The 21,630-nt window shown below is 74.4% G+C and carries 2 protein-coding genes; both read left to right on the top strand.

The window, feature by feature from the left end; translation table 11 throughout:
* Positions 1-79: 79 nt before the first annotated feature.
* Positions 80-10,885 carry an SDR family NAD(P)-dependent oxidoreductase gene (locus ACIQ87_RS32850; protein ID WP_402414000.1) on the top strand — a complete coding sequence of 3,602 codons (10,806 nt, stop codon included), beginning with the start codon at positions 80-82 and terminating at the stop codon, positions 10,883-10,885.
* 19 nt (positions 10,886-10,904) lie between these two features.
* Positions 10,905-21,386: an SDR family NAD(P)-dependent oxidoreductase gene (locus ACIQ87_RS32845; protein WP_402413997.1), complete on the top strand. Its 10,482-nt coding sequence runs from the start codon at positions 10,905-10,907 to the stop codon at positions 21,384-21,386.
* Positions 21,387-21,630: the final 244 nt, after the last annotated feature.

Genomic DNA, 21,630 nt, shown 5'->3' with positions numbered 1-21,630 from the left:
GATGCGCGGCTGGGCGCAGCCGTCCCCGCGTAACTGTTCGTTTGCTAAACGGTCTTGGCCGGATGTGGGAGATGCGCGGATGAATGAGTCCAGTTCCGATTCAGTGTTGGCCCGGCTGCTGGCCGCTGCCGCGCCGTCGGAGCACCGGAGGTTGGTTCTCGACCTCGTGAGCAGCGCGGCGGTCGCGGCGCTGAAGGCCGCACGCCCGGAGGCGGCCGAGACCTTGGACACCGCGCGTGCCTTCACCGAGCTCGGCTTCGACTCGCTGGCCTCGGTCGACCTTCAGGCCCGCCTGGTCGCGGCCACCGGTCTCGACCTGCCGGTCACCGTGGTCTACGAGTGCCCGACCCCGGCCGCGCTGGTCGATCGGCTGCTCGCCGCGGCGCTCGGCGCCGTCACCCCGGAACCGGCCCCGACCGCCAACCTCGGTGCGGCGGACGAGCCGATCGCGATCGTGGGCATCGGCTGCCGGTTCGCGGGCGGGGTGGACTCGCCGGAGGACCTGTGGCAGCTGCTGCTCGACGGCGGCGAGGTGCTCTCGGACTTCCCGAAGGACCGCGGCTGGGACCTTGAGCGGATGTTCGACGAGGACCCCGAGACCCCCGGCAGCAGCTATGTCAGGAGCGGCGGATTCCTCGACACGGCGACCGAGTTCGACGCCGACTTCTTCGGCATCAGCCCGCGCGAGGCGCTGGCCATGGACCCGCAGCAGCGACTGGTCCTGGAGACCGCCTGGCAGGCCCTGGAGCACGCCGGCGTCGACCCGCTGGCGCTGCGCGGCACCGAGGCCGGGATGTTCTTCGGTGCTGAGGTGCAGGAGTACGGCCCGCGGCTGCACGAGGCCCCCGACGGCCTCGACGCCTACCTGATGACCGGCAACGCGCCCAGCGTCATCTCCGGGCGGGTGGCCTATGTGCTCGGCGCGGTCGGCCCCGCGGTCACCGTGGACACCGCCTGCTCGGCCTCGCTGGTCGCGATCCACCTGGCCTGCCAGTCGCTGCGCGCGGGCGAGTCCTCGCTGGCGCTGGCCGGCGGCGTCGCGGTGATGGGCGGACCCGGCGTCTTCACCGCCTTCAGCCGGCAGCGCGGCCTGGCCCCCGACGGCCGGTGCAAGGCCTTCGCGGCCGCGGCCGACGGTACGGGCTTCGCCGAGGGCGTCGGCGTCCTGGTCCTGGAGCGGCTGTCCGAGGCCCGGCGCAACAACCACCAGGTGCTGGCCGTGGTGCGCGGCTCGGCGGTCAACCAGGACGGCGCCAGCAACGGGCTCACCGCACCCAGCGGCACCTCGCAGCAGCGGCTGATCCGCCAGGCCCTGGCCAACGCCGGTCTGCGGGCCGCCGAGGTGGACGCCGTCGACGCACACGGCACCGGCACCACGCTCGGCGACCCGATCGAGGCGAGCGCGCTGATCGCCACCTACGGGCAGGACCGGCCCGGGGACGCACCGCTGCTGATCGGCTCGGCCAAGTCGAACCTGGGCCACACCCAGGGGGCCGCCGGCGTGGCCGGCGTGATCAAGATGGTGCTGAGCATGCGCAACGGCTACCTGCCGAAGAGCCTGCACATCGACGCCCCGAGCCCGCATGTCAACTGGTCGGCCGGCGCGGTCGAACTGCTCACCGAGGGCCGGCCGTGGCCGCGGACCGGAGCGCCGCGCCGTGCCGGTGTCTCCTCCTTCGGCGTCAGCGGCACCAACGCGCACGTCCTGCTGGAACACGACGCCCAGGCCGAGGAGCCCGTCGCCGACCCCACCGACCCCCCCGGTCCCGCCGACTCCGGTGTGCTGCCCTACGTCCTGTCGGCGCGCGGCGAGCAGGCCCTGCGGGAACGGGCCGCGGACCTGCTCCCGCTGTTGGACCGCGACGAGGTCCGACTCGCCGACCTGTCCTACTCGCTGGCCACGACCCGGGCCGGTCTGACGAACCGCGCCGCGATCGTCGCAGCGGACCGCGGGGAGCTGCGCGCCGCCCTGAGCGCGATCGCCTCCGGTGCGACCCCCACGGGCGTCGCCGGCCCCGGCAAGCTCGCCTTCCTCTTCACCGGCCAGGGCAGCCAGCGCCTGGCGATGGGGCGTGAACTGCTCCCCGTCTTCCCGGTGTTCGCCGAAGCCCTGGAGGAGGCCTGCGGCTACCTGGACCTCCAGCTGGAGCTGCCGCTCACCGAGGTGCTGTTCGCGGCCGAGGGCTCGGCCGAGGCCGAGCTGCTGGACCGCACCGAGTACGCCCAGCCGGCGCTGTTCGCGATAGAGGTCGCCCTGTTCCGGCTGGCCGAGAGCTGGGGCCTGCGCCCCGACTACCTGGCCGGGCACTCCATCGGCGAGCTGGCCGCCGCGCACGTGGCAGGGGTCCTCACGCTGGAGGACGCCGCCATCCTGGTGGCCGCGCGCGGCCGGCTGATGCAGGCGCTGCCGGCGGGCGGCGCGATGGTCGCGGTGCAGGCTGCCGAGGCCGAGGTGGCGCCGCTGCTCACCGGCCAGGTCGGCCTCGCGGCGGTCAACGGCCCCCGCGCGGTGGTGCTCTCCGGCGCCGAGCAGGAGGTGCTGCGGATCGCCGGGGAGCTGGCCGCGGCAGGGCACCGGACCAAGCGGCTGCGGGTGAGCCACGCCTTCCACTCGCCGCTGATGGAGCCGATGCTTGCCGAGTTCCGCCGGATCGCCAAGGTCCTGAAGTACGCCGCGCCGAAGATCCCGATCATCTCCACGGTCACCGGCGAGCTGTGCACCGAGCAGTTGGCGACGCCCGAGTACTGGGTCGAGCACGTGGCCGCGCAGGTGCGGTTCGCCGACGCCATGGGCTGGTTGGCCGGCGCCGGGGTCGACACCTTCCTGGAGATCGGCCCGGACGGCGTGCTCTGCGCCATGGGCCAGGAGTGCCTGGAGGACGCCGCGGCGGTCTTCGCGCCGTTGCTGCGCCGCGAGCACCCCGAGCCGCGGCAGGCCGTGCTGGCCCTCGCGGCGGCCTACTGCGCCGGTGTTCGGGTGGACTGGGCCCGCTTCCACGCCGGTCGCGACCGGCGCCGGATCGACCTGCCGCACTACCCCTTCCAGCGCAAGCGGTTCTGGCTGGAGCCCGGATCGGCCCGGGCCGACCTCACCGACCTCGGCCAACTTCCCGCCAGCCACCCGCTGTTGAGTGCGGTGGTGGCCGTCGGCGCGGACGGCGTGGTGCTGACCGGACACCTCTCGCTGCGGGCCCGGCCCTGGCTGGGCGACCACGTCATCGCCGGACGGGTGCTTTTCCCCGGCACCGCCTTCGTGGAGCTGGCCGTGCGTGCGGGCGACCACGTGGGCGCGGGCGCGATCGAGGAACTCACCCTGGGCGCCCCGCTGGTTCTGCCGGCCGAGGGCGGCGTGGGCATCCAGGTCGCGGTGGGCGAGCCGGACGAGAGCGGGCGCCGACAGCTGACCATCCACTCCAGGGCGGACGGCGCGGACGCCGGGCAGTGGACCCAGCACGCCAGTGGTGTGCTGGCACCCGCCGCCGAGCCGCTGCCGCAGCCGCTGGACAGCTGGCCGCCGCAGGGTGCCGAGGAGATCGACCTCGCGGGTGTCTACGAGACCCTGGCGGCCCAGGGCTACGGCTACGGCCCGGCCTTCCAGGGGCTGCGGGCGGCCTGGCGGCAGGGCGGCGAGGTCTTCGCCGAGGTCGCACTGCCCGTCGAACTCACCTCTGAGGCAACCGAGTTCGGGCTGCACCCGGCGCTACTGGACGCCGCCCTGCATGCCGCGGACCTGGGTGCCGAGCCCCGCGCCGAGGTGCTGGTACCGTTCGCCTGGACCGGAGTGTCGCTGCACGCCGCCGGTGCCGCCTCGGTGCGGGTGCGGATCTCCCACCCGGGCAAGGACACCCTCGCGCTCGACTTCGCCGACGCCACCGGTGTGCCGCTGGCCACCGTGCGGGGCCTGGTCTCCCGCCCGGTGTCGGACGACGAAGTCCTCTATGCGGTACGGCAATTGCCGCTGGGCGTGCCGAGTGGGCCGGAGCTGCTGCGGATTGCGGCGCTGGAGGGCGACCTCGCTGACCCGGCCGAGCTGACCGGGCTCGCCGACCCGCTGCCGCAGGCAGTCGTGCTGCACGCGGTGGCCGGGGCCGAGGCCCTGCCGCTCGCGGCCAGGAACGCCACCGCCCGGGTGCTGCGGGTCCTCAAGGCCTGGCTGGCCGAGGACCGCTTCGCCGACTCCACGCTGGTGGTGGTCACTTCGCCCGCACTCGCCCAGGCGCCGATCCGCGGCCTGGTGCGCTCGGCGCAGGCGGAGAACCCCGGGCGCTTCGTTCTGATCGAGCACGCCGACCTGCCCACCGACGCCGAGTTGACCGCCGCTCTGGCCACCGGCGAGCCCGAACTGTCACTGCTGGGCGGTGAGTTCAAAGCCCCCCGGCTGGCCGTCCTGCCCTCGGCGGCGAACCCGAAGCCCCAGTGGGGGAGGGTCCTGATCACCGGCGGTACCGGCGGCCTGGGCGGACTGCTGGCCCGGCACCTGGTCACCGAGCACGGTGTGCGCAGCCTGGTGCTGGCCGGACGCCGCGGCTCGGCGCCCGAAATCGAGGCCGAACTGAAGGAGTTGGGTGCCGATGTGGCCGTGGTCGCCTGCGACGTGAGCGACCGCGCCTCGGTGGCCGCGTTGCTGGCCGCCCACCCGGTCGACTCGGTGATCCACGCCGCCGGCACGGTGCGCGACGGAGTGATCGGCTCGCTCACCGAGGAGACGCTGGAGGAGGTGTTCCGGGCCAAGGTGGACGGTGCCTGCCACCTGCACGAGCTCACCGCCGAGCTCGACCTGAAGGCCTTCGTGCTGTTCTCCTCGCTCGCCGCCATCCTCGACGGCGCCGGTCAGGGCAACTACGCGGCGGCCAACGCGTTCCTGGACGCTCTGGCCGAGCACCGCGCCTCGCTGGGCCTGCCCGCCACCGCCCTCGCCTGGGGCCTGTGGACGGGCGAGGTCGGTATGGGCGCCGCGCTCGACGAGGCGACACTGGCCCGGATCGCCCGCTACGGACTGCCCGGACTGGATGCGGCGCACTCGCTGCGCCTGTTCGACGCCGCCGTGCGCACCGGCGAAGCCAGGGTGGTCCCCGTCGAGGTGGACGCCGGCGCCGTGCGCGACCGCGCGGACGGCATCCCCGCGCTGCTCAGTGGCCTGGTGCGGCCGGCCAACCGTCGGGCGTCGGCTGCCCGTGGCACCCGCGACCTGGCCGCCGACAGCGCGCTGGGCGCACTGCCCGCCGCCGAGCGGGACCGCACGCTGCTGGAGCTGGTCCGCACCGAGGTGGCGGCCGTGCTGCGGCACGAGAGTGCGGCGGCGATCAGCCCGGCCCGGGCGTTCACCGAGATCGGCTTCGACTCGCTGGCCGCCGTGGAGCTGCGCAACCGGCTCAACTCGGCGACCGGGCTGCGGCTGCCGGCCACCCTGGTGTTCGACTACCCGTCACCGAAGACGCTGGCCGAGCACATCCGCGACACCCTGTTCGGCGGCGAGCCCACAGCGCCGGCCGCGCCCGTCGGCCTGGCCGCGGGGGCGGCCACCAGCCGTCAGGCCGGGGAAGACCCGATCGTGATCGTCGGGATGAGCTGCCGCTACCCCGGCGGCGTAGAGTCGCCCGAGGACCTGTGGCGCCTGGTTGCCGACGGCGTCGACACCATCGCGGACTTCCCCACCGACCGGGGGTGGGACACCGAGACGATCTTCGACCCGGAGCCGGGCACGCCTGGCAAGACCTACTCCCGCGAGGGTGGATTCCTCTACCGGGCGGCGGAGTTCGACGCCGACTTCTTCGGCATCAGCCCGCGCGAAGCGGTCGCGATGGACCCGCAGCAGCGCCTGCTCCTTGAGGTCTCCTGGGAGGCCTTCGAACGCGCGGGCATCGATCCGGCGACGGTCCGAGGGACCGCGACCGGGGTGTTCGCCGGGGTGATGTACCACGACTACGGCAGCTGGCTCACCGACGCCCCCGAGGAGGTGGCCGCCTACTTCGGCAACGGCACCCTCGGCAGCGTGGTCTCCGGTCGTGTCGCCTACGCACTCGGACTCGAAGGACCGGCGGTCACCGTCGACACCGCCTGCTCCTCCTCGCTGGTCACCCTGCACCTGGCCGCGCAGGCGCTGCGTGGCGGTGAGTGCACGCTCGCGCTGGCCGGCGGTGTCACCGTGATGTCCACCCCCGACACCTTCATCGACTTCAGCCGCCAGCGCGGCCAGGCCGCCGACGGGCGCTGCAAGTCCTTCGCGGCCGCGGCGGACGGCACCGGCTGGGGTGAGGGCGTCGGCATGCTGGTGCTGGAGCGCCTGTCGGACGCCGAGCGCAACGGGCACCGGGTGCTCGCCGTGCTGCGGGGCAGCGCGATCAACCAGGACGGTGCCTCCAACGGCCTGACCGCCCCCAACGGCCCCTCCCAGCAGCGGGTGATCCGCCAGGCCCTGGCCAGTGCCGGGCTGTCGGCGGCGGAGGTCGACGTGGTGGAGGCGCACGGTACCGGCACCACGCTGGGCGACCCGATCGAGGCGCAGGCCCTGCTCGCGACGTACGGCCAGGAGCACTCGGCGGACCGGCCGCTCTGGCTGGGCTCGATCAAGTCGAACTTCGGCCACACCCAGGCCGCCGCCGGCGTGGCCGGGGTGATCAAGATGGTGCAGGCGATGCGCCACGGCGTGCTGCCCAAGACCCTGCACGTGGACGCACCCTCGGACCAGGTGGACTGGACGGCGGGCGCCGTCGAGCTGCTCACCGAGTCCCGGCCCTGGCAGAGCGAGGGCGGCCCGCGCCGTGCCGCCGTCTCCTCCTTCGGCATCAGCGGCACCAACGCGCACGTGATCCTCGAAGAGGCGCAGCTCGGCGAGGACTCCCCGGCCACCGGCACCCCGCCCACCCTGGTGGCGCTGCCGATCTCGGCCCGCAGCCCCGAGGCACTGGGCGCCCAGGCCGAGCGGCTGGCCGGCACCGGCGAGCTCGCCCTGGCCGACCTGGGCCTCGCGCTGGCCACCACTCGCAGCGCGCACCCGTACCGCGCGGTGGTGCTGGCCTCGGAGCGCGCCGAACTCGACGCCGCCCTGGCGGCGTTGAGTGCCGGTACGGGCGCACCCGGGCTGGTCACCGGCACGGTCGACGAGGGCGGCCTGGCGTTCCTCTTCTCCGGCCAGGGCTCGCAGCGCCCCGGCATGGGACGCCAGTGGTACGAGACCTTCCCGGTCTTCGCCGAGCACTTCGACCGCGTCGCCGCCCACCTGGACCCGGCACTCGACCGCCCGCTGGCCGAGGTGGTCTTCGGCGCGGACGCCGAGCTGCTGGGCCAGACGGCCTACACCCAGGCCGCGCTCTTCGCCACCGAGGTGGCGCTCTTCCGGCTGCTGGAGTCGTTCGGCCTGCGCCCGGACTTCCTGGCGGGCCACTCGATCGGCGAGCTGGCCGCGGCGCACGTCAGCGGCGTCTGGTCGCTGGCGGACGCGGCGAAGGCGGTCGGTGCCCGGGGCCGGCTGATGCAGGCGCTGCCCGAGGGCGGCGCGATGGTCGCGGTGCGGGCGAGTGAGGCCGAGGTGCTGCCGCTGCTGGACGAGCGGGTCGGCATCGCGGCGGTCAACGGACCGCGCTCCGTGGTGGTCTCCGGTGACACCGAGGCGGTGCTGGAACTGGCGGCCCGCTTCGATCGGTCCAAGCGGCTGACCGTCTCGCACGCCTTCCACTCGCCCCGGATGGACGGCATGCTGGCCGAGTTCGGCGCGGTGCTGGCCGAACTCGACTACGCCGAGCCGAGCATCCCGATCGTCTCCACCCTGACCGGCCGGCCGGCGAGCCCGGCGGAGCTGTGCACGCCCGAGTACTGGGTCAGGCATGTCAGGGAGAGCGTGCGCTTCGCCGACGGTATCGCCGCGCTGGCCGACCAGGGGGTCACCACCTTCCTGGAGCTGGGCCCGGACGCCGTGCTGAGCGCGCTGGGCCCGGAGTGCGTGGCCGACGACGCGCAGGCGGTCTTCGCCTCGGTCGCCCGCAAGAACAAGCCCGAGGTGGCGGAGCTGCTGGGCGCCCTCGCGCTGGCGCACACCCGCGGCGCCGCACTGAACTGGCCCTCGGTCTACGGCGACTACACCGCTCGGGCGGTCGAGCTGCCGACCTACGCCTTCCAGCATCGGCGGTTCTGGCTGGACGCCCCGGCCGCCAAGGGCGACGCGGGCAGCCTGGGCCAGGCGCCGGTGGACCACCCGCTGGTCGGTGCCGAGATCCGGCTGGCCGCCTCCGACGAGGTGGTGCTGACCGGGCGGGTGTCGCGAGCCACCCACCCGATGCTCGCCGAGCACGCCGTCCTCGGCACGGTCCTGCTGCCGGGAACCGCGCTGGTCGATCTGGCGATTCGGGCCGGCGACCTGCTCGGCCTGCCGGTCCTGGAGGAGCTCACGCTCCAGGCGCCGCTGCTGCTGCCGGAGTCGACCGCCGTGCAGCTCCAGGTCGTGGCCGGGCGCGGCGGAGCCGTGCAGATCTTCTCCCGCCCGGCGGGATCCGAGGAGGCCGGCTGGACCGTCAACGCCACCGGCCTGCTCGCGGAGCGAGGCACCGCCCGCCCGGAGCCGTTCACCCAGTGGCCGCCGGCCGGCGCGACCGAGGTCGACGTCACCGGCCTCTACGAGCGGATGCGCGCCGAGGGCTACGAGTACGGCCCGGTCTTCCAGGGCGTCAAGGCCGCCTGGCGGCGCGGCGAGGAGGTCTTCACCGAGCTCGAACTCCCCGCCGCCGAACGGCCCGACGCCGCCCGCTTCGGCCTGCACCCCGCGCTGCTGGACGCCGCCCTGCACGCCACCGCCCTGCTGGACGAGGAGGGCGAGGAGGCACCGGCGGAGGGCAAGGTGCTGCTCCCGTTCGCCTGGAACGGGGTGGAACTGCACACCGGCGGCGCCTCGGTGGCCCGGGTGCGGCTGACCCGCCAGGACGGCGACGGCATCCGGATCGAGCTGGCCGACGGCGCCGGGACCCCTCTCGCCTCGGTCTCCTCCTTCGTGACCCGGCCGGTGGCGGCCGGCCAACTCGGTCCCCAGCAGGATTCGCTGTTCACTGTGGAGCTGACGCCCCGCCCTGAGCTGACCGCCCAGGGCGTGGGCAACCGGCAGTTCGCGGTGCTCGGTACCGGCGACCTCGGCCTCGACGTGCCCGTCCACCCGGACCTGACCACGCTCGGCGACGCCGTCCCGGACGTGGTGCTGCTGCCGGTGCCGACGGCTGCCGGCGACCAGGTGCCGACGGCAGTGCGCTCCGCCTTGCACGCCGTGCTCGGCCCCGTCCAGGAGTGGCTGCGCGAGGACCGGTACGCCAAGGCGACGCTGGTGGTGCTGACCGCCCAGGGCCTGGCGGATGCCGCCGTGCGCGGCCTGGTCCGCGCGGCGCAGGCCGAGGACCCGGGCCGGATCGTCCTGGTGGACTCCGCGGGCCCGGGGGAGGACCCGCTCACGCTGCCGCTGCTGGCCGCCGCCCTCGACTCGGGCGAGCCCGAACTGGTGCTGCGCGAGGGCGCGATCCTGGTGCCGCGTCTGGCCAGGGTCCAGCTGCCGCAGGCCGACCAGGACGGCCCCGACTGGGGCACCGTGCTGATCACCGGCGGCACCGGCGGCCTGGGCGCGCTGGTGGCCAGGCACCTGGTGCGGCAGCACGCGGTCACCAGCCTGGTGCTGGCCGGACGCCGGGGCCTGCAGGCGCCCGAGGCACGGGAGCTGAAGGCTGAGCTGACCGAACTGGGCGCCCAGGTGGCGGTGGTGGCCTGCGACGTCGCCGACCGGGCGGCGCTGGCCGGGCTGCTCGCCGAGCACCCGGTGCGAAGCGTCGTGCACACCGCGGGTGTCCTGGACGACGCCCTGATCGGCTCGCTGACCCCCGAGCGGATCGACCCGGTGCTGCGGCCGAAGGTCGACGGTGCCTGGCATCTGCACGAGTTGACCCTGGAGCGGGAGATCAGCAGGTTCGTCCTGTTCTCCTCGGCGGCCGGAACCCTGGACGCCACCGGGCAGGGCAACTACGCGGCCGCCAACGTCTTCCTGGACGCGCTGGCCGAGCACCGGGTCGCGGCCGGCCTGCCGGCCACCGCGCTGGCCTGGGGCCTGTGGGCGGGAGCCGGCGGGATGGGCGGCCAGCTCGCCGAGGCCGACCTGGAGCGGATCGAGCGTTCCGGCATCGGCGCGCTGGACCCGGCCGAGGGGCTGGCCCTGTTCGATGCAGCCCTGCGCGCCGAGCGTGCCACCCTGGTGCCGGCGCGTCTGGACCTGGCGGCGCTGCGCGAGCGCAGCGAGTCCCTCCCCGCCGTGCTGCGCGCTCTGGTGCGGCCCACCGTCCGCCGGGACGCGGCCACCGGCGCCGGCGGTTCCAGCGGTGCGGCCTCGCTGGCCCAGCGCCTGAGCACGTTGCCGGCCGCCGACCACGAGCACGCGGTGCTGGAGGCGGTTCGCTCGCAGGTGGCCGCCGTGCTCGGGCACGACGGTCCGGCATCCGTCCAACCCAGGCGTGCCTTCAGCGAGTTGGGTTTCGACTCGCTCGCCGCGGTGGAGCTGCGCAACAAGTTGAACGCGGTCAGCGGGCTGCGCCTGCCGTCCACGATGATCTTCGACTACGCCACCCCGGCGGCGCTCGCCGCGTACCTGCTGGACAGGTTGCGCCCGGAGCGGACCGAGCCGGCGGCCGAGGCGCCCGATGACGCCCGGGTGGCCGAGCTGCTGGCCGGCATCCCGGTGGCCAGGCTCCGCGAGTCGGGTCTGCTGGAGCGGCTGCTGAAACTCTCCGAGACCGCCCCCGCCGACCCGAAGCCGGCCGCGCCCGGCGCACCGGCCGAGTCCGGGGCCGACCGGACGTCGGCCATCAAGAACATGGACATCTCCGATCTCATCCGCACTGCGCTCGACCGTAGCGACGCCAAGTAATCAGGGAGCGACACCGACCGTGGATACATCTGTCGAGCAGATAGTCGAGGCGCTGCGCGAGTCGCTGCTGGAGAACGAACGACTGCGCCAGCAGAACACGCGGATCGAGGCCGCGGCGCAGGAGCCGATCGCGATCGTGGCGATGAGCTGCCGCTACCCCGGCGGCGTCAGCTCGCCCGAGCAGTTGTGGCAGCTGGTCGACCAGGGCGTGGACGCGGTGGGGGACTTCCCCGCCGACCGCGACTGGGACGTCGAGGGGCTCTACGACCCGGACCCGGACGCGCCGGGCAAGACCCACGTCCGTGAGGGCGGCTTCCTCTACGACGCACCGCGCTTCGACGCCGCGTTCTTCGGCATCTCACCGCGCGAGGCGATCGCGATGGACCCGCAGCAGCGCCTGCTCCTGGAGGTTTCCTGGGAGGCGTTCGAGCGGGCCAACATCGACCCGCACACCCTGCGCGGCAGCCGGACCGGCATCTTCGCCGGGGTGATGTACCACGACTACGGCAGTTGGCTGGCCGAGGTGCCCGAGGGCGTCGAGGGCTATCTCGGCAACGGAAACCTGGGCAGTGTCGCATCGGGCCGGGTCTCCTACACGCTGGGCCTGGAGGGGCCCGCCGTCACCGTGGACACCGCCTGCTCCTCCTCGCTGGTCGCGCTGCACCTGGCGGTCCAGGCGCTGCGAACCGGTGAGTGCGCCTACGCGCTGGCCGGCGGTGTCACCGTGATGTCCACCCCGGACACCTTCGTGGACTTCAGCCGCCAGCGCGGGCTCTCGCTGGACGGCCGGTGCAAGTCCTTCGCCGCCTCGGCGGACGGCACCGGCTGGGGCGAGGGCGTCGGCATGGTGCTGCTGGAGCGGCTGTCGGACGCCGAGCGCAACGGGCACCGGGTGCTGGCCGTGGTCCGCGGCAGCGCGATCAACCAGGACGGCGCCTCCAACGGCCTGACAGCCCCCAACGGGCCGTCCCAGCAGCGGGTGATCCGCCAGGCCCTGGCCAACGCCAGGCTCAGTGCCGATCAGGTGCACCTGGTGGAGGCGCACGGCACCGGCACCCCGCTGGGCGACCCGATCGAGGCGCAGGCGCTGCTCGCGACCTACGGGCAGGAGCGCGCCGGCGGTGAGCCGCTCTGGCTCGGCTCGATCAAGTCGAACATCGGCCACACCCAGGCGGCCGCGGGCGTCGCCGGGGTGATCAAGCTGGTGATGGCGATGCGCCACGGCCGGATGCCGAAGACGCTGCACGTCAACGAGCCCACCCCGCAGGTGGACTGGACCGATGGCGCGGTCGAACTGCTCACCGAGGCCAGGGACTGGCCCGAGCGCGGCGAGGCCCGGCGGGCCGCGGTCTCCTCCTTCGGCATCAGCGGCACCAACGCCCACGTGATCCTGGAGAGCGTGCCCGAGCCCGAAGTGCCCCAGCGTGCCACCGAACCGACCGGACCGCTGCCGCTGGTGCTCTCCGGAAAGGGTGAGCAGGGCCTGGCCGCCCAGGCGCAGCGGCTGCTCGACCACCTGGACAGCGCCCCGCTGCCCGACCTCGCCTGGACCCTGGCCACCTCCCGGGCCGCCCTCGGTGACCGCGCGGTGGTGATCGGCGCGGACCGCTCCGCGCTGGCCGCCGGGCTGAGGGAGCTCGCCGCCGGACGCGCTGCGGCGGGCGTGGTTCAGGGCGGGCGCCAGAGCGAGTCCCGGATCGCCTTCGTCTTCCCCGGACAGGGCTCGCAGTGGATCGGCATGGCGGCCGAACTGCTGGACACGGCCCCGGTGTTCGCCGCCAGGATGACCGAGTGTGCCCAGGCGCTGGCCCCGCACGTGGGCTGGGACCTGCTGGAGGTCATCCGCGGCGCGGACTCGCTGGAGCGGGTGGACGTGGTGCAGCCCGTGCTCTGGGCGGTCATGGTGTCGCTGGCCGAGCTGTGGATCTCCTACGGGGTGCGCCCGGCCGCCGTGATCGGGCACTCGCAGGGCGAGATCGCGGCCGCCTGCGTGGCCGGGGCGCTCTCGCTGGCCGACGGCGCCAAGGTGGTGGCCCTGCGCAGCCTGGCCATCGCGGACGACCTGTCCGCGCGCGGCGGCATGATGTCGGTGGCGCTGGCGGCGGAGCAGGTCCGTGCGCGGCTCGCCGAGTACGAAGGGCGGCTCTCGGTGGCCGCCGTCAACGGCGCGGCCTCGGTGGTGGTCTCCGGCGACGCCGACGCCTTGGACCAGCTGCACGCCGGGCTGCGCGCGGAGGGCGTGCGGGCCAAGCGGCTGCCGGTGGACTACGCCTCGCACTCGGCCCAGGTCGAGTCGATCCGCGAGCGGCTGCTGAAGGAGCTTTCCGGGCTGAGCCCGCGCTCCGTCGACGTGCCGTTCTACTCCACGGTGACCGGCGAACTGTTCGACACCGCGGGCCTGGACGCCGACTACTGGTACACCAACCTGCGCCAGAGCGTGCTCTTCGAGGGCGCCACCCGGCTGCTGCTCGACAGTGGCTACGGCGTCTTCGTCGAGTGCAGCCCGCACCCGGTGCTGCTGCACAGCGTGGAGGAGACGGCGGAGGCGCTGAACGCCGAGGTCGTCGGGATCGGCTCGCTGCGCCGCGACGAGGGCGGCCCGGAGCGCTTCCTGACATCGCTGGCCGAGGCGCACGTGCACGGCGTCGCCGTCGACTGGGCGGCGGTCTTCGCCGGGACGCCCGTGCGCAAGGTGGACCTGCCCACCTACGCCTTCCAGCGCGAGCGGTTCTGGCTCGGCAGCTCCCAGGCGGTGGGCGATGTGACCGCGGCCGGTCTGGTCGCCGCCGGACACCCGTTGCTCGGCGCCTCGGTCACGGTCGCCGACGGCGGCGGCATGCTCTTCACCGGCCGGCTCGCCACCGCCACCGCGCCCTGGCTGGCCGACCACGCGGTGGGCGGCACGGTCCTGCTGCCGGGTACCGCGTTCGTGGAGTTGGCCGTCAAGGCCGGCGACGAGGTCGGCTGCGGCCGGGTGTCGGAACTGACCTTGGAGGTGCCGCTGCTGCTGCCCGAGCGCGGCGCGGTCCAGCTTCAGCTCCACCTCGGCGAGCCGGACGACTCGGGCCGACGCCCGCTGACCGTGCACTCGCGCCCCGAGGGCGGCGAAGGCGAGTGGACCAGGCACGCCAGCGGCCTGCTGGAGCCGGACACCGCCGAGGCCGGCTTCGACCTGGCGGCCTGGCCCCCGGCCGGTGCGCAGCCGGTCCCGGTGGACGGCGTGTACGAGGGGCTGGCCGAGCAGGGCTACCACTACGGCCCCGCCTTCCAGGGGCTCAAGGCGGCCTGGCGGCGTGGCGAGGAGGTCTTCGCCGAGGTCGAACTCCCGGTGGAGGAGCAGGGGTTCGCCCTGCACCCGGCGCTCTTCGACGCGGCCCTGCACGCCGCGGACCTCGGCGGTGGCCAGGAGCCGGGCCAGGCCCGGCTGCCCTTCGTCTGGAACGGCGTCTCGCTGTACGCCTCGGGAGCCAGGGCGCTGCGCCTGCGGATCACCGGCACCGACGCACTGACCGTCCAGCTCGCCGACACCACCGGCTCCCCGGTGGCCTCGGTGGACGCGCTGACCACCCGCGCGGCCGACCCCGCCGCGCTCGGGGCGGCCACCCGTTCCGACGCCCTGTTCCGGCTCGACTGGCCGGTCCTCGCGGTGGAGGGACCCGCACCCGATCACGTGGTACTCGGCGAGGGCGGCCTGGCGGAGCTGGCGACCGTACCGGAGCTGGTGGTCCTGCCGGTGCGGCAGGGCGAGGATCCCGTCACCGGCACCCGGGCCGTCTCCGCCCAGGTGCTTGAGACCCTGCGGCAGTGGCTGGACAGCGAGAAGGTCGCCGCCTCCCGCCTGGTGGTGCTCACCAGGGGAGCGGTGGCGGTGGGCGCCGAGGGCGTCCAGGACCTCGCCGCGGCCGCCGTCTGGGGCCTGACCCGCGCCGCCCAGGGCGAGAACCCCGAGCAGTTCGTCCTGGTGGACGCCGACCAGGACACCACCGTCGAGCAGGCCCTGGCGGCGGTCGCCGCCTCGGGCGAGCCACAACTCGCCGTGCGCGACGGCAAGGTGCACGTGCCCCGGCTGGTCAGGAGCGCACCGGAAGGCACCGTCAGCCCCCTCGATGCCGAGGGCACCGTGCTGATCACCGGCGGCACCGGCGTGCTGGGCGCGCTGGTGGCCCGGCACCTGGTGGCCGAGCACGGTGTGCGTCACCTGCTGCTGGCCGGGCGCAGCGGCGTCGCCCAGGACGACTTCGCCGACCTGGACGCGGAGATCACCGTGGCCAAGTGCGACGCGGCCGACCGCGAGCAGCTCGCCGACCTGCTCGCCACCGTCCCCGTCGACCGCCCGCTGACCGCCGTGCTGCACCTGGCCGGCGCGCTGGACGACGGCTTGGTCACCGCGCTCACCGCTGAGCGGCTGGACGCGGTGCTGCGCCCCAAGGTGGACGCGGCCTGGCATCTGCACGAGCTCACCGCCGGTCTCGACCTCAAGGCGTTCGTGCTCTTCTCCTCGGCCGCCGGCACCGTGGACGGTGCGGGCCAGTCCGGCTACGCGGCGGCCAACGCCTTCCTCGACGGCCTGGCCCAGCACCGCCAGGCGCTCGGCCTGCCCGGCCTCTCGCTGGCCTGGGGCTTCTGGGAGCAGCGCACCGGGATGACCGCCCACCTGAGCGAGGCGGACGTGGTGCGGATGGCCAGGTCCGGGGTGCGTCCGATCGCCACCGCCGAGGGCCTGGCGCTCTTCGACCTCGCGTTGGCCGGGGACCGGGCGCTGCTGGTGCCGATCGGCCTGGACCTGCCCGCGCTGCGTTCGGCGGGCACGCTCTCCCCGGTGCTGCGCGGCCTGCTCCGTCCGGCCGCCCGGCGCACGGCGGCAGCGGCACCCGCGGCACCGGGCAGCGCGCTGGACAAGCTGGCCGCCCTCGGACGGGCCGAGCGCGACACGGCCCTCCTCGAGCTGGTCCGCACCCATGTCGCCGCCGTGCTCGGCCACGACTCGGACATGGTGCTCGACCCGCGACGGGCCTTCAGGGACTGGGGCTTCGACTCGCTGACCGCGGTGGAACTGCGCAACCGGCTGGGCCTGGCTGTCGGTCTGCGGCTGCCGGCCACCCTGGTCTTCGACTACCCGGACCCCACCGCCCTGGTCGGCCACCTCAGGACCGAACTCTTCGGCTCCGCCGAGCCGGTCCCCGAACCCGCCGCCGGCGCGCGGCAGGCCGGCGACGAGCCGATCGCGATCGTGGCGATGGCCTGCCGCTTCCCCGGTGGTGTCAGCACCCCCGAGGAGCTGTGGCAGCTGCTGGCGGACGGCGGTGACGGCATCTCGCAGTTCCCGGCCGACCGTGGCTGGGACATCGAGGGACTCTACGACCCGGAGCCGGGCAAGGCCGGCCGGACGTACTCCCGCGAGGGCGGGTTCCTGCACGACGCCGCCGACTTCGAGCCGGACTTCTTCGGCATCTCGCCGCGCGAGGCGATCGCGATGGACCCGCAGCAGCGCCTGCTCCTGGAGACCTCCTGGGAGGCGCTGGAGCGCGCCGGCATCGACCCGTACTCGGTGCGGGGCAGTGCCACCGGCGTGTTCGCCGGGGTGATGTACCACGACTACGGCAGCAGGCTCAGCAACGCGCCGGAGGACGTGCGGGACTACCTGGGCAACGGCAGCCTCGGCAGCGTGGCCTCGGGCCGGGTCGCCTACACCCTCGGCCTGGAGGGTCCCACCCTCTCGGTGGACACCGCCTGCTCCTCCTCGCTGGTGGCCCTGCACCTGGCGGCGCAGTCGCTGCGCGGCGGCGAGTGCACGCTCGCCCTGGCCGGCGGCGTCTCGGTGATGTCCACCGTGGACACGTTCGTGGACTTCAGCAGGCAGCGCAATCTCGCCGCCGACGGCCGGGCGAAGTCCTTCGCCGACGGCGCGGACGGCACCACGCTCTCCGAGGGCGCCGGGATGCTGCTGCTGGAGCGGCTCTCGGACGCCCGGCGCAACGGGCACCGGGTGCTGGCCGTCATCCGTGGCTCCGCGGTGAACCAGGACGGTGCCTCCAACGGGCTGACCGCGCCCAACGGGCCGTCCCAGCAGCGGGTGATCCGTCAGGCGCTGGCGAGCGCGGGGCTGTCGGCCGCCGATGTCGACGTGGTCGAGGCGCACGGTACCGGTACCACGCTGGGCGACCCGATCGAGGCGCAGGCGCTGCTGGCCACCTATGGTCAGGGCCGCTCGGCGGATCGGCCGTTGTGGTTGGGGTCGGTCAAGTCGAACATCGGTCACACCCAGGCGGCGGCCGGTGTGGCCGGGGTGATCAAGATGGTGCAGGCGATGCGCCACGGTGTGCTGCCCAAGACCCTGCACGTGGACGAGCCCTCCGGCAAGGTGGACTGGTCGGCGGGCGAGGTCCGGTTGCTGACCGAGGCCCGGGCCTGGCCCGAGGTCGAGCGGCCGCGCCGGGCCGGGATCTCCTCCTTCGGGATCAGCGGCACCAACGCCCACACCATCATCGAGGCCGTCACCGAGCAGGTCGCCGAGCCGGCGGGTACCGAGGCCCCGCTGTTGCCCGTCCTGCTCTCCGGGGCCACCCCGGAGGCGCTCTCGGCCCAGGCGGCGAAGCTGACCGCCCTGGTGGACGCGCCGATCGCCGACCTCGCCTTCTCGTTGGCCACCGGCCGCTCCGAGCTCGGCCACCGGGCCGCGCTGATAGCCCGTGACCGGGACGAACTGGCCGTGGGGCTGGCCGCGTTGACGGCCGGTGAGGCAGCGCCCGGCGTGCTGCGCGGCAAGCCGGTGGCCGGCAAGCTCGCCTTCCTGTTCACCGGGCAGGGCGCGCAACGCCCAGGCATGGGCCGTGAGTTGTACCAGCGCCACCCGGTCTTCCGACGCGCGTTGGACGAGGTCTGCGGCCAGCTGGACACGCACCTCGACCGGCCCCTGCAGGAGCTGATCTTCGATCAGGACGCCGAGCTGCTCGACCAGACCCGATACACCCAGAGCGCCCTGTTCGCCCTGGAGGTCGCGCTCTTCCGGCTGCTGGAGTCCTGGGGCATCAGGCCGGACTTCCTGGCCGGGCACTCCATCGGCGAGCTGACTGCCGCCCACGTCGCGGGCGTGCTGAGCCTTCATGACGCCGCCCGCCTGGTCGCGGCCCGGGGCCGCCTGATGCAGGCACTGCCCGTCGGTGGTGCGATGCTGGCCGTCGACGCCACCGAGGAGGAGGTGCTGCCGCACCTCGGGGAGGCCGTGAGCATCGCCGCCGTCAACGGGCCGAACGCCGTCGTGGTGTCCGGTGCGGAGGAGGCGGTGGCCGCCTTCGAGGCCGCCTTCACTCACCGCAGGACCAAGCGCCTGCGGGTCAGCCACGCGTTCCACTCGCCGTTGATGGACCCGATGCTGGCGGAGTTCGCCGAGGTCGCGCGCACCCTTGAGTTCGCCCCGCCGACCGTGCCGATCGTCTCCAACCTGACCGGCGAGCGGGCCACCACCGAAGAGCTGACCTCACCCGAGTACTGGGTGCGACACGTGCGCGAGGCCGTCCGCTTCGCCGACGGGATCCGCACCCTGGAGGCCGAGCAGGTCCGCACCTTCCTGGAACTGGGCCCCGACGCGGTGCTCTCCACCATGGGCGCGCACTGCCTGGCCGACCCCGAGCGCTCGGCGCTGATCTCCGTGCTGCGCCGGGACAAGGAGGAACCCCTGGCCCTGGCCACGGCGTTGGGCGCGCTGCAGGTGCGCGGCGTCCCGATCGACTGGGAGCGGCTCTACGGCGGTACGGCGGTGCGCCGGATCGACCTGCCGACGTACGCCTTCCAGCGCCGACGGCTCTGGTTGGAGGACGGACCGTCAGGGCCGAGCGAGGCGGCCGGCTTCGGCCAGGCGGCGGCCGGGCACCCGCTGCTCGGTGCCGAGCTCAGGCTGGCGGAGAGCGACACCACCGTGCTGACCGGACGCCTCTCGCTGAGCACCCACCCGTGGCTGGCCGAGCACGCCGTCGCCGACGTGGTGCTGCTGCCCGGCAGTGCCTTCGTGGAACTGGCGGTCCAGGCGGGCGACCGGGTGGGCAACGCCCTGGTCGAGGAGTTGACCATCGAACGGCCGCTGGTGCTGCCCGCGCAGGGCGGGATCCAGCTCCAGGTGGTCACCGGCGCCGATGACGGATCCGGGCGCCGCCCGGTCACCGTGCACGCCCGCATCGAGGAGAGCGGCGCCGCATGGACCAGGCACGCCACCGGCGTCCTGGCCCCGCTGAGCGCGCCGGAACCCGCCGCGCTTCAGGCCTGGCCGCCGACCGGTGCCGTGCCCGTCGACCTCGACGGCAGCTACGACCGCCTCGCCGACCAGGGTTACGGCTACGGCCCGTTGTTCCGCTGCCTGCGGGCCGCCTGGCGGCTGGGTGAGGAGGTCTACGCAGAGCTCGCCCTGCCCGAGGAGGCCGAGCAGACCGGGTTCGGCCTGCACCCCGCGCTGCTCGACTCCGCGCTGCACGCCATCGACCTGCTGGACGGCCAGGACCCGACGGTGATGACCCTGCCGTTCTCCTGGGAGGGCGTGGCGCTGTACGCGGCGGGTGCCTCGGCCCTGCGGCTGCGGCTCACCCCGCAGAGCACCGAGCAGCTGAGCCTGCAGCTCTTCGACGGCGCCGGCGCAGCAGTCGCCGTGGTGTCGGCGCTGCGGATCCGGCAGGTGTTCGCCGAGCAGCTGAACGCGGCCGCGGCCGCGGTCACGGCCGCCTCGGGCTCCGGCGACCTGTTCGAACTGCACTGGGTGCCGGTGCCGTTGGCGGCTCTCCGACAGGACGAAGCGCAGCTCGAACCGGACACCGTGACCATCATCGTCGACGGCGTTCCGCACACTCCGGCCCAGGCCGGTCAGGCTGCTCACCGCGCCCTGGCCGTCCTCCAGGAGCGGCTCGCCGAGGACCGTGCCGAGGGCGCGCCGCTGGTGGTCGTCACCCGGGGTGCGGTGGGGGTGGACGGCGCGCCGGACCCGGCGCAGGCCGGTATCTGGGGTCTGGTGCGCGCGGCGGCCGTCGAACACCCCGACCGTCTGGTCCTGGCCGATCTCGACGGGGATCCCGCCTCCGAGGCGGCCCTGGCGGCGGCGGTGGCCACCGGGGAACCGGAGTTGGCGCTGCGGGCCGGTCAGGCGTACGTCCCGAGGCTGGCCGAGGCCACGGCCTTCGAGCGCGTCAGCCCGCTGGACCCGCAGGGCACCGTGCTCATCACGGGCGGTACCGGCAGCCTCGGCCGCCTGCTCGCCCGGCACCTGGTGGGCGAGCACGGCGTCCGGCACCTGGTGCTGACCAGCCGCACCGGGGTCCTGCCAACGGAGCTGGCGGACCTGGCCGAGCTGGGCGCGACCGTGACGGTGGCCGCCTGCGACGCGGCCGACCGTGAGGCCATGGCCGCGCTGCTCGACGACATCCCCGTCGAGCACCCGCTGACGGCGGTGGTGCACGCCGCCGGGGTCCTGGACGACGCTCTGATCTCGGCGCTCACCGATGAGCGCCTGGACGCGGTGCTGCGGCCCAAGGCGGACGCGGCCTGGCACCTGCACGAGCTGACTGCGGGCCTGGACCTGGCCGCCTTCGTCCTGTTCTCCTCGGCCGCCGCCACCCTCGGGGCGGCCGGGCAGGGCAACTACGCGGCGGCCAACGCCTTCCTGGACGCCCTGGCCGCCCAGCGGCGCTCGGCCGGACTCCCCGCGCTCTCGCTCGGCTGGGGCCTGTGGGACACCGGCTCCGGGATGGCCGGCTCGCTCGGCGAGGCGGAGCTGCGCCGGCTCTCCCGGGACGGCATCCAGCCGCTGTCGGTCGACCGGGCGCTCGCGCTCTTCGACCGGGCGCTGACCTCGGACCAGTCGCTGCTCCTGCCCATGCGGGTGCGGCCGACCGAGCAGGCGCCCCCGATGGTCCGCGCGCTGGCCGCCCGGACCCCGGCCCGCCGCACCGCCCAGGCGGGGCCGGCCGCGGCCGACAAGCCGCAGCTCAGTCCGCTGCCCGAGCGGCTCGCGGCGCTCTCCCCGGTGGAGAGCAGGCAGTTGCTGCTGGAGGTCGTGCGCGGCCACGTTGCCGAGGTGCTCGGACATTCGAGCGCCGAGGCGGTGGATCCGGAGCGCGCGTTCGGTGAGCTGGGTGTGGACTCGCTCTCCGCGCTGGAATTGCGTAACCGGATCAGCGCCGACACCGGCCTGCGCCTGTCCTCCACCCTCACCTTCGACTACCCGACCCCGGTGGCCATCGTCGACCACCTCTTCGACGAGCTGGTCGAAGACGTGGACGGTGTGCCGGACGTCGAAGCCGAGGTGATCCGCCTGGAGTCCCTGCTGGAAGCAGCCGCTTCGGCCAGCTCGGTCAACGAGGAGCAGCGCTCCCGGGTGGCCCTGCGCCTGCGCGCCCTGACCGCCAGGTGGGCCGGCGACCCGCACCCGGAGGCAGCCGACCAGGGCGGCCCGGAGCTGGACACGGCCACCGCCGACGAGCTCTTCGATCTCCTCGACGACGAGCTCGGCAAGTTCGACTAGCAGGACCGGGGGTCTGCCCGGCGGGATCGCGCCGAGCAGACCCCCCGGAGGCCGCGAGGCGGTGCCGGTGGCATCACCGGCACCGCCCTCCCGGCCGCCCGCCTCAGCACGAGCAGCTCGGAATCCCCGGCCCACCCCGACACCCGAAGGGAGCCCTCCCGATGCACCAACGCCAAAGCCGCCGCCGACCGCCCGCGGGGCGGTTCGGACGCGGCGGCTTCGGCGCCGGGCAGCAGGTCCAACC

The organism is Kitasatospora sp. NPDC096204 (genome assembly GCF_044763205.1).
GTDB lineage: Bacteria > Actinomycetota > Actinomycetes > Streptomycetales > Streptomycetaceae > Kitasatospora.
This window is presented reverse-complemented; position numbering and strand designations above follow the sequence as displayed.